This is a genomic window from Wolbachia endosymbiont of Drosophila baimaii, from assembly GCF_028982185.1.
Lineage (GTDB): Bacteria > Pseudomonadota > Alphaproteobacteria > Rickettsiales > Anaplasmataceae > Wolbachia > Wolbachia pipientis.
In genome coordinates this window covers 1-10,816 of record NZ_JAPQLE010000070.1, presented here as the reverse complement: position 1 = coordinate 10,816, position 10,816 = coordinate 1, and the positions used below count along the sequence as shown (strand labels likewise).

The 10,816-nt window shown below is 34.6% G+C and carries 13 protein-coding genes, 2 tRNA genes and 1 pseudogene; 6 read left to right on the top strand and 10 right to left on the bottom strand.

The genetic code is table 11. From position 1 onward, the window contains the following. The 3 genes and pseudogenes from OZD66_RS02225 to OZD66_RS02215 all read right to left on the bottom strand — a co-directional run. A pseudogene (locus OZD66_RS02225) lies at positions 1–380 on the bottom strand (IS4-like element ISWosp8 family transposase); the annotation flags it as partial. Between the two features lie 221 nt (positions 381–601). Then, positions 602–1,603, bottom strand: coding sequence for a gamma-glutamyl-gamma-aminobutyrate hydrolase family protein (locus OZD66_RS02220; RefSeq protein ID WP_182367434.1), 1,002 nt, complete (start codon positions 1,601–1,603; stop codon positions 602–604). Between the two features lie 89 nt (positions 1,604–1,692). Next, positions 1,693–1,765 (bottom strand) — tRNA-Phe (locus tag OZD66_RS02215). Positions 1,766–1,846: 81 nt separating this feature from the next. On the opposite strand from OZD66_RS02215, the gene coaD reads away from it, so the two are divergent. Both coaD and OZD66_RS02205 read left to right on the top strand, forming a co-directional pair. Then, complete coding sequence (coaD, locus tag OZD66_RS02210) at positions 1,847–2,353, top strand: pantetheine-phosphate adenylyltransferase (protein ID WP_182367325.1); 507 nt, start codon at positions 1,847–1,849, stop codon at positions 2,351–2,353. Between the two features lie 68 nt (positions 2,354–2,421). Continuing rightward, entirely contained in the window at positions 2,422–2,613 is a 192-nt protein-coding gene (locus tag OZD66_RS02205) for a zinc-finger domain-containing protein (RefSeq protein WP_151808017.1), read from the top strand. Between the two features lie 24 nt (positions 2,614–2,637). On the opposite strand, the gene OZD66_RS02200 is transcribed toward OZD66_RS02205, so the two are convergent. From OZD66_RS02200 to rpsB, 7 genes are read right to left on the bottom strand one after another with little or no spacing between them, the layout of a single operon-like run. Continuing rightward, positions 2,638–3,264: a phosphatidate cytidylyltransferase gene (locus tag OZD66_RS02200; protein WP_015589049.1), complete on the bottom strand. Its 627-nt coding sequence runs from the start codon at positions 3,262–3,264 to the stop codon at positions 2,638–2,640. Then, a complete protein-coding gene (gene uppS, locus OZD66_RS02195; protein WP_174515980.1) occupies positions 3,254–3,949 on the bottom strand; it encodes a polyprenyl diphosphate synthase in 696 nt (231 codons plus the stop codon). Before uppS ends, OZD66_RS02200 begins: the two co-directional genes overlap by 11 nt. A 6-nt stretch (positions 3,950–3,955) precedes the next feature. After that, entirely contained in the window at positions 3,956–4,219 is a 264-nt protein-coding gene (locus OZD66_RS02190) for a hypothetical protein (protein ID WP_010962657.1), read from the bottom strand. A 5-nt stretch (positions 4,220–4,224) separates the two neighbouring features. After that, the gene (frr, locus tag OZD66_RS02185; RefSeq protein ID WP_015589051.1) at positions 4,225–4,782 is read right to left on the bottom strand and encodes a ribosome recycling factor; all 558 of its coding nucleotides are present in this window, start codon (positions 4,780–4,782) and stop codon (positions 4,225–4,227) included. Positions 4,783–4,789: 7 nt separating this feature from the next. After that, a complete protein-coding gene (gene pyrH, locus OZD66_RS02180) occupies positions 4,790–5,533 on the bottom strand; it encodes a UMP kinase (RefSeq protein WP_220468222.1) in 744 nt (247 codons plus the stop codon). 10 nt (positions 5,534–5,543) lie between these two features. Beyond that, a complete protein-coding gene (gene tsf / locus OZD66_RS02175) occupies positions 5,544–6,404 on the bottom strand; it encodes a translation elongation factor Ts (protein WP_182367322.1) in 861 nt (286 codons plus the stop codon). Further along, positions 6,385–7,233, bottom strand: coding sequence for a 30S ribosomal protein S2 (gene rpsB / locus OZD66_RS02170; RefSeq protein ID WP_182367319.1), 849 nt, complete (start codon positions 7,231–7,233; stop codon positions 6,385–6,387). The genes tsf and rpsB overlap by 20 nt, the downstream gene beginning before the upstream one ends. Positions 7,234–7,424: 191 nt before the next feature. Here rpsB and OZD66_RS02165 point away from each other — a divergent pair. The 4 genes from OZD66_RS02165 to OZD66_RS02150 form a co-directional block, all read left to right on the top strand. After that, positions 7,425–7,501, top strand: a tRNA-Asp gene (locus OZD66_RS02165). A gap of 137 nt (positions 7,502–7,638) precedes the next feature. Beyond that, positions 7,639–8,010: a preprotein translocase subunit YajC gene (gene yajC / locus OZD66_RS02160; protein WP_015589055.1), complete on the top strand. Its 372-nt coding sequence runs from the start codon at positions 7,639–7,641 to the stop codon at positions 8,008–8,010. An 80-nt stretch (positions 8,011–8,090) separates the two neighbouring features. After that, positions 8,091–9,911, top strand: coding sequence for a glutamine--fructose-6-phosphate transaminase (isomerizing) (gene glmS, locus OZD66_RS02155; RefSeq protein WP_182367429.1), 1,821 nt, complete (start codon positions 8,091–8,093; stop codon positions 9,909–9,911). A 265-nt stretch (positions 9,912–10,176) separates the two neighbouring features. After that, positions 10,177–10,816, top strand: a 640-nt coding sequence (locus OZD66_RS02150) for an Rpn family recombination-promoting nuclease/putative transposase (protein ID WP_275022083.1), incomplete at its 3' end; no start/stop codon positions are given.

The following is a 10,816-nucleotide window of genomic DNA, read 5'->3' as shown; positions in this document are numbered from 1 at the left end:
TTCCATTTGGTTCAAACTCGGATACAATTTCCCCAGAGCTGGGTAATCTCATACCAGAACCATCTGCTGCAATAAGTCTATAGCCTCTCCAACTCAGGTTCATCCTGATAGGCTGTTTGGATGCTTAAATTCTTGAAAGCCTGTATGGCAAATCTTATACCTTGCTTTAGAAAAAGCTTGCTTTGAGGGTACATGTCAGTGGCTCCATAAGTTCACATTCTATTCCCAAACTTTTTTTAACTAACTTTAAAATCATAGAAAATACTGTCGAAAAAGGAAGTTTTCTTGTTCGTGTAAAACTCAACACAATGGATTTTCTGAAAAGTTTTCGAGTATATTGCATTTTTAATTTGTAAGATAAGATCTTTTCCTTTTTGCATGCCTCACCTAAAAAAGACACATTTTAAACTTTTTTGTTGCAATAAAATAGAAATAAAAGTGCTGTCCCTTGCACTCTTTGGATAATTTAATGATCAAAAATTTGGAGAGAAATTTTATACACTATCGCTGATATTTTTCCTTAAGTTGACGCCATTGCCTGAACGGATACATGACAAATCTATCGTTTATCAAATCGTCGGTAAGCCTAAAGCTATAGCCATTAAGCACGATAAAGAAAATCATTTATAATCGCTATAGCAACTAGTGTAGACACTTGACGTTCCTTGTGATTTGATAAATAGAGGTTTTTATCTGACTTCACAACAAGGGCTTCTGGATGATTTTGAAAGTGAACATTACCATGCTTATCTTCAATAGCTTCTATTACCCCCTCACTGGAAAATGCTGCAACTTTATATCCAAGTGACTCCAATTTTCTTCTATTTTCTGGTGTATTACTTACTGCTCCTGAATGAGCATCTGGAAAATATGTTGAAAACCAGCCATTTTCATTAGGTATTAGGAATTTGGCTACTACTTCTGCTAAACGACTATTTGGAACGATCTTTATCTGCTGGAGAGGTACATCCTCTTTCTGTGGATTAGGTGCTGATTTTAAATGAGATCTTTGCTTCTCTTCATCACTCACAACACTCACTACTTCAATTCCCTTTGCATTCATTATGCCTTCACATATGCCAAGTAAATGAATTGCAGGGTTATCATCAACTATTTTTACAATTGCTTCAGTAACAAGCTGGCGATAAGGAGTGGGTGCTGAATGTAAATTATCCGGAATAAATATCCTATTTATTTTGTGCTCTTTAATGAATTGTGCAACTTCAACTTTTATTCGGTCTAATGTTAGCTTTTTTGCCAATGTTTCATCTTGTTTTGCGAGATTAAGTGACTCTGTCTGAATTTTTTTAAGGCTAATTATCTTATTATAATCAATCAGTACAGTCTTAACCCCAAAGTTATTAAACATCTCATAGATATTTTGAGATAGCCCAAGTTCATGTGCTTCTTCCGTTTTCAACAAACCAACAACTATGTCATTATTTACTGTATTTTCTGCCGTCAAGACAGTTGACGCTGGTTCTTCTTTTCTGGTTACATATTGAGATGCCGGTTTTTCACTAACGCCAGCATAAGTAATATTGCTTAATAATAGAACTATAATTAATAAGATACTAAATATTCTGCTATAATATTTATATATATAGTTTACCCTCTCAACACTTATATCAATATCATAACATATTATAGAACGTTTTACAACAAAAAGGTAAATTTAGTAAGAAAGGAAAGTGGCCTGAGCAGGAATCGAACCAGCGACACAAGGATTTTCAGTCCTTTGCTCTACCAACTGAGCTATCAGGCCAACTGTATACTTTCATTTTTAGATAAAAAATGTTATCATGTCTATCAAAAGTTTTTAAAGTAGTTTATATAAAAATAAAGGATGAACATTAATAACAGAACAGGAATCTACCCTGGCACATTTGACCCTATAACTTTTGGGCATCTTGACATAATCAAAAGAGCGTGTAAACTAGTCGATAAATTAATAATAGGGGTTGCAGAAAACGTTAATAAGCATACTGCCTTTGACACAAAGCTACGCACAAGCATGGCTGAAAATGAAATTAAAGGACTAGGAATTGATGCAGATGTTATATCTTTTAATGGGTTGCTAGTGAAGTTTGCCAAAGAGCAGAATGCTTCTGTTATTATTAGAGGATTAAGAGCAGTGTCGGATTTTGATTACGAGTTTCAAATGAGTTGGGTAAATTATAAACTTCTTCCTGAAATCGAAACCATATTTCTTCCCGCTTCTGAAGATACTCAATTTATCTCATCAAGTTTTGTAAAGGAAATAGCAAGATTAGGAGAAGATGTTAGCAAATTTGTATCAAAAGGCGTTCAAAGCGAATTGATTAACCTGAATAGGATAAAAAATGGAGAATAGTGCTTGTTGTTTTTTATTTCTGGATAGGTATATTTAATATATAAAATGTTATAAGCTAAAGGAGTAGCATGTCAAAAGTGAGGGTTAATAATAGAAAAGTTTGTTGTCATGGTGATGAGAATGATGAGGGTTCTGGCCATCCATTAATATATTTAGATATGGGAGAAGAAGAGGAAATAGCCTGCCCTTATTGTGAAAAGACGTTTGTCCATGACTGTACTGTGGAAGCGGTTGGGGAGCTGACTAGGGATGATCTCTAATGGCACTTTATTTCTTCTGCAGACTTAGCTTATGTAAATAGCAATAAGAGGGGCAGTAAAAATGAAACTGTCCATACGGTCGAGCACTCCCCCATGGCCAGGTATCATATTTCCACTATCTTTAACACCGTAAGCTCTTTTAACAAGCGACTCAGTGAAATCGCCAAGTTGCGCTAGAATAGCAATTGCAAGGCCAATGATTGGAGAATAAAAAATTGAAAATAGACCAAAAAATATTGATCCAAAAATTGTGCACACTACTCCAGCTAAAATCGCACCAAGAAGTCCTGTCCAAGTTTTTCCAGGGCTAAGAATTGGGCAAATTTTAGCTCCACCAAAATTCTTACCAAATAGGTAGGCAGTAACGTCAATTCCCCAAATGGTTAAGACGAACCATACTAATGCGTATTTTCCCTGTGGTAGATTATATAAATATATTAATGAGGCGCTTGGTAGTGCAATCAATAATAATGCAAAAACGTATAAAATTTTATTTCCTTGGGTTAGATTATACCATTCAAAAGAAGATAAAACTGCTATTGAAAAAATCAATAGGTAAAACGATAAATCACTGAAATATGTAGCAAAGGAAAATATGAATAATATTACTATTGAGGACAACATTCTAATTATAAAATTATTATCTACCATATTTTTTCTCTCTTTTTGTATAATCTTCTAATGCTTTACTCAAATCTTGACAAGAAAAATCAGGCCATAAAGTATCACAAAAATACAATTCAGCATAAGCTGCTTGCCATAATAAAAAGTTACTTAACCTTTTTTCGCCGCCAGTGCGAATTAATAAATCCAATTTTGGCAAATCTTTAGTATACAGAAATTTTTCAAATTCCTCTTCTGATACATAAGCAATATTTTCTTTTATAATATTGCTTATAGCTTGTGTAATTTCTTGCTTTGCTCCGTAACTGACTGCCACAGTGAGTAATAAACCATCGTTCTTATGTGTCATTTCTTCTGCTTTTTTAATTTGATCCAATATTTTACTGGATAACAGACTTAAATTGCCAATAAAATTCAACTTAATGTTACAGTTGCAAATGAAATTGACTTTATCTTCATTAGTTAAGACAGAGTAAAATAAATCAAATAGACAGTCAGTTTCGTTTTTGGGTCTAAGCCAATTCTCCATAGAGAATGCATACAAAGTTAAGTAGGGTATGGTTAAGTCCGTACAATACTTGGCAATATCGTATGCAACTTCACTGCCCTTTTTATAACCATCAATTTTTACCCTTCCTTGATTGTTCGCCCATCTACCATTACCATCCATAATAATTGCTAAATGTTTCGGTAAAGATTCTTGATTCAACATTTAAATTTAACCTAATTTTGACTTGAGTGAAATTTTTTGGATTTCAATGGACACCTGGAAGGTGTCAGCTACTTGCATGACAGGAAGAGAGTTACTGTAGTGACACCAATAGTTGATACTTGAATGCAAAATTGGTGTCATCCCAGTGCTCCGACACTGGGATCCAGGAAATTTGATTTCAAACAAGTGCATCAGATAGTTGTATAGTAAAGACTGGATTCCAGTGTCAAACACTGGAATGACATCATTTGCTATGTAAGCTTTCTCCATATCATTTAGTGATTCAGTATATCCTTTTCTTTGATGGACAATTCACCATCAATTTTTTTTATATTATTATCAGTAATATTTTGTATTTCCTTTTTAGCACCATGAAAATCATCTTCTGAGATTTCTTTATTTTCCTTCATTTTTTCTATTTCTTCCATAATATCTCTACGTATATTTCTAATGGCAATCCGTGCATTTTCAGCAAACTGATGCAATAATTTCACTAATTTTTCACGGGTTTCTTGTGTTAAGTCCGGAAGAGCTATACGTATGGTATTGCCCTCAACAACAGGATTTAAATTCAAGTTGGCATTTAATATAGCATTTTTCACTTCACCGACAACATTAATATCCCAAATTTTAATTGATAGAGTTTTGTTATCTATAACCGAAACACCTGCAACCTGATTTAACTTTTGATGTCCACCATAGATATTTACAACTATACCATCAAGCAACGATGCGCTAGCTCTACCAGTGCGTACGCCTTTAATATCATCATGAAAGGACTGAATAGTTTTTAGCATTCTTTCTTTTGTTTTAGCTTTTATTTCATTTAACATAAATTACCTAATGTTTACAATCTGAAACTATAGTATAAGTACCTTGACCCTTAATAATATTGACTATTTTTTCTCCCTTCAAAGAAAAAACTATAATTGGAATAGAATTCTCACGAGCAAGTGAAATTGCTGATGCATCCATAACTTTTAAATCACGAGTCAATAAATCCGTGTAAGAAAGCCTATCATACATTACAGCATCCTCATTTTTTTTCGGATCAGCGGAGTATACACCATTTACTTGCGTACCCTTTAGAATAACATCACAATTCATCTCAACAGCACGTAAGGCTGCAGCTGTATCTGTAGTAAAAAATGGGTTGCCTGTACCTGCTGCAAAAATTACCACTCTACCTTTTTCTAAATGACGAATAGCTTTCCTTCTTATGTAAGATTCACATACAGTGGCCATGGGTATTGCAGATAATACCCTAGAAGCTATTAAATTTTTTTCTAAAAAGTTTTGTAAAATTAAAGCATTGATTATAGTTGCAAGCATTCCAATATAATCACTACTTGCTCTTTCACAGCCACTTAAAGACGCAGATGTGCCACGAAAGATATTACCACCACCAACAACAATACATACCTGAACTCCAAGCCTGTTAATATCAGCTATATCTTTGCACAATTGGCTTATTATTCCCATATCATAGCCAAAAGACTGTGACCCCATTAAAGCTTCACCAGAAATTTTAAATAACACTCTGGAATATTTTATTTCGCTTTTTTCATTTATTGAGGGAAACATTTTTTACCATTTAGTTTGCACCACCCAAAACAAGTAACTTGTAATTAGATAATTTAATAGCACTCATCTCGCTTGATTTTATAAAATCAGAAACCTTCATTTTATCATCCTTTATGAACTTTTGTTCTAGTAAAACAACTTCTTCATAGTACTTAGCCATTCGTCCATCTACTATTTTTTTTGCTACTTCTTCAGGTTTATTTAAGCCCCTCACTTGCTCTTCAATTATAGAACGTTCATTTTTCAACTTCATTTGATCTAAATCATCCATAGACAAAGCTTCAGGCTTCATAGCAACTACATGCATAGCTATTTGTTTCCCAATCTCTTGTAGCTTCGCCTTATCACCAGATGATTGCAATGCAATTAAAGCACCAATCTTACCTAAGCCACACACATCACCATGTACGTAGCCAGCAATAACTCCATCCTTAGCTTCTAAGTAACAAAGCTTGCTTAACTCCAGCTTCTCACCAAGAACTGATGTACCATTCATAATAGCTTCCTGCACTGTGCCAATGCTTTCATACTTGGCATTTTTTAACTCATCAACGCTAGTACAGCGTTCTTGATGAGCAATTGATGCTAAATTTGAAACTAACTCTATAAATTTCTCATTCCTTGCAACAAAATCTGTTTCGCAATTGAGTTCAACCAATGCACCATAATTTTCAGTCAAACACATAGCAACGAGTCCATCTGAAGCTATTCTATCAGATTTTTTGTCAGCTTTAGCAAGACCTATTGTACGTAACTTATCAACGGCTTTCTTGATGTCACCATCACATTCTTCCAATGCTTTTTTACAGTCACTTAAGCCAAGCCCTGTTCTATCACGTAATTCTCTTATATCATCTGGATTCATCTTCATTTGTTACTACCTCCCTTTCTCCTTCTTTGTAAACTTTACTACGTCTCCTTTTAGTTTGCACAATACCATCTTCTTTTTCTTGAATAAACTCATCACCCCTTATATCATCAATCTTAACTCCAGATTTTGCTAGACTAGACTCTATTCCAGCTAATATAGAGTCGGTAGCTAATTTACAATAGAGCTCTATTGATTTTCTTGAGTCATCATTTCCAGGTATTAGATAAGTAATACCATCTGGATCAGAATTAGTATCAAGTATTGCAACTATTGGAATTCCTAACTTCTTAGCCTCCTTAACCGCTATATGCTCTTTATTAGTATCAATGATGAATAAGATATCAGGAATTGCTCCCATTTCTCTAATACCGCCAAGCGCCTTATCAAGCTTTTGCTTTTTCTTTTCAATGTTCCCCAATTCTTTCTTTGTTAAAATGCTATCCTCGTCATTTAATATTTTCTCATATTGCATCAAGGTTTTTATCGAAGAAGAAACAGTGCCCCAATTAGTAAGCATACCACCAAGCCAACGATGATTCACATAATATTGACCACAACGAATCGCTTCACTTGCAATAATATCAAAAGCTTGAAACTTTGTACCAACGAATAGAATGCGACCACCTTGAAATGCAACGTCATATAAAGCCTTCATGGCCACCTGTAGCAATGGTAGTGTTTTTCGCAAATCAATTATATGTATACGATTTTCTTGATGCACTCCATATATGTATGGAGCCATTTTTGCGTTCCAGCGACTAATTTTGTGACCAAAATGTACACCAGATTCAGCTAAATCACGCACAGCGACTTTAGGCAAATTTGTCATATATCATTCCTCCAAATAGTTTATCTTCCATGGCATAACCCTAATGGGACTACTTGTACAAGCCATGTGTGAAATTAAATTATTTACATAGTAATAGAAAAGACAGCAAAGCGCAAACAAAAAATATTGACAAAGGGCAACATGTTTATTAGCTTTAAAGTTGAAGTCCGAAAACGCTAAAAAGAAATTAGGGGGGTGTAGCTCAGTTGGTTAGAGCGCATGCCTGTCACGCATGAGGTCGTGAGTTCAAGTCTCATCACTCCCGCCATATTAGTTTTAGCATAACTTAGAATTCGCAGTATTATTGCCGGTATTGAGAAACGCCTTCACCAAACTTGACATGGCATGGTATTGTAATTAATACTTAAATAGGTTTGTTTTTATCATTAACAATTAGGATTAAATATGCTCATTTCTGAAGTTTTTGCAGCAGATGCAACTAGCAATACATCAAGTATCGGCGCATCTTTTGCTAGTTTTACTCCATTGATTTTAATATTTGTGGTATTTTATTTTCTCATTATTCGCCCGCAACAAAAAAAACTAAAAGAACATAGAAAGATGATAGATCAAATAAAACGTGGTGATACAGTCATTACTTCTGGTGGAATAATAGGTGAAGTTAATAAAGTTGATGAGGCAAATGCACAATTTATAATAGAAATAGCACCAAAAGTTGAGATAAAAGTTCTAAAGTCCGCTATATCTGAGGTTTTAAGCAAAGAAACTCAAAAAGTAGCAGCTAAACCAATTAAAAAGGTAAAATCGAAAGAATGATAAAAAGAATATAAATCAACCAGTAATAAAGGCAAAAATGCTTAACATGTTTAGAAAAAAGTTTGTTTGGTGATCCATTTGTGTGCGGAATATTTGGTGTAGTAAGTAGTGGTGATTCAGTAGTACCAACTTTACTAACTGGGTTGCAAAAATTGGAATATAGGGGATATGACTCTTCGGGTATAGCAATCATAAATAATGAAGGCAAAATAGAAGTCAAAAAATCAGAAGGTAGAGTTGAAAGGTTATGTGAAATTGTTGATGAAAGCAAGATGTCTAGCAGTACAATTGGCATAGCACATACTCGCTGGGCTACACATGGAGTTCCAGGCCTTAAAAATGCTCACCCCATTCGTACAAATAACGTTGTTGTTGCTCATAACGGCATAATTGAGAATTACAATCTGCTGAAAAAGGGCCTAGAAGAAAGGGGCATGTCATTCCATACTGACACTGACACAGAGATCATACCAAACATGCTAACCTTATATCTCGATGAAGGATTGTCGCCAGTTGATTCTCTATTTAAGTGTTTAAACAACCTACACGGCTCATTTGCCTTGGTCTTATTATTTGCAGAATATCCAGACGCCTTATTTGTTGCGAAGAGAAATTTGCCTTTAGCAATAGGCTATAACTGTAACACAGTGTTTGCTGCATCTGACTCTAATGCTTTAAGTGCATTTGTGGAAAAAATATCGCATTTGGAAGATGATGACATTGCAGTGATAAAATCTAGTGGAGTTAGTATATACAACAATGGTACACAAGTTAAACGCAGTATAGAAAATAGTAGTCCAAGTGATTTTCTAATTAGCAAAAATGGTTACCCTAGCTTCATGTTAAAAGAGATTTTTGAGCAACCGCGTGCATTAAACAAAACAATAAATCAATTTTACAAGCAATATAAAGAGGTAATATTTGCTAACAAAAAATTGTTTTCTGAGCTGAGTTACTTTACTATAGTTGGATGCGGGTCATCTTATTTTGCTGGGCTAATAGCAAAGTATTGGCTGGAAAATGTCGCTCAAGTTCGAGTATATCTAGAAATCTCATCAGAATTTAGGTATAGCAACGTCAAGCTGGAAGAAGGCAGCATTGGGTTATTTATCTCTCAATCTGGCGAAACTGCAGATACCATAGAAGCGCTGCGTTATGCAAAATCACAGAAGCAACCAATCATTAGTATAACTAATACATTTAGCAGCAGCATTGAAAAGATCTCAGATATTGTGTTACATACTCTTGCTGGGCAAGAAATTGGTGTTGCTTCAACAAAAACCTTTTCTGCGCAACTTGCAACTTTAGCATGCTTTGCCGTGGAGCTTGGAAAAATAAAAGGTATACTGGGTGGAGAGAGAATAAAACAGCTAAGCAACGCTATTAACTCTATTCCCAAGTATGTTGAACATGTTTTAAATGTGATGAAAATACAACATATATCAGGCAGCATATTAGAACACAATAACGTTATTTTAATTGGCAGAGGAAGTTCATACGGAGTTGCAATGGAAGGTGCATTGAAGATAAAAGAGCTTTCATACATCAATACAATTGGTATTGCAGCGGGAGAAATGAAGCACGGTTCTATTGCTTTAATAGACTCTACTGTGCTTGTTATAGCAATTATCCCTTATGATGATTTATTCTTTAAAACGCTATCTAATATACAAGAGATTATTGCAAGAAAAGGCAAAGTAATTGCCTTCAGTGATAAACAAGGAGCGCCATTCCTAAGGGGAGTTTGCGCAGATGTGGTGCAACTTCCAGACACTGATAATTTTATCTCTCCAATCATCTACAGTGTTGCTATGCAATTCCTTGCTTACTTTACTGCAGCAAAAAAAGGGTTAGATGCAGATTATCCAAGAAATTTAGCTAAGTCTGTCACGGTTGAGTAGTCCATTTAAAGTTAAAGCTAAACTTCTAATTAAGGTAACCAGACTCATTCTGTGATTTTTAGCAAAACACGATACACAATCGTCATTCCGCTACTAATTAGCGGAATCTATGCCGAGATACCGCGAATGAATCGCGGTATGACGGTTAAGTAATTCGTCATTCCGCTACCTGTTAGCGCCGCGGCGGCATAGCTATCTTCAAAAATATGGTTGAATAATTGTTAATAATAGTGTATAATTATTAATATTTTTAAGCACTTTGGCTATGGCTTTATCTAAGTTTCTCGACCCTAAGCTGGATTTGACCTTCAAAAAAATATTTGGCACTGAAAAAAATAAGAATATTCTCATACATTTTTTGAATGATATTTTAGGGTTTGCTGAGATAAATACTATACAAGAAGTGGAATTCCTCAGTACTATAATGGATCCTGAAATTGCATCTGATAAACAAAGTATAGTTGATGTTCTTTGCAGGGATTCTAGTGGGGCCAGGTATGTGATTGAAATGCAGCTTACTCGCGATAAAGGCTTCGAAAAACGAGCTCAATTATATGCTGCTAAGGCTTACTCAAGGCAAGCTGATAAATCTGGTAAGTACATTGATTTAAAGAAGGTTTTCTTTATTGCTATCTCTAATTGTAATTTATTTCCTGATAAGCTTGATTATATATCCAGCCACACTATAAGAGATGAGAAAACCAATGAGCATGACTTAAAAGATTTTCAATTTGTATTTATTGAACTACCTAAATTTCCTAAGAATAAGGAAGAACAGCTAGAAAGCATAGTGGATCGTTGGTTATTTTTCTTCAAATATGCAGATGAAACTACGGAAGAAGACTTAAGGAAAATAGCAGAAAAAGCACCAATAATAAAGTTAGCCTACGATGAATTAGACAGGT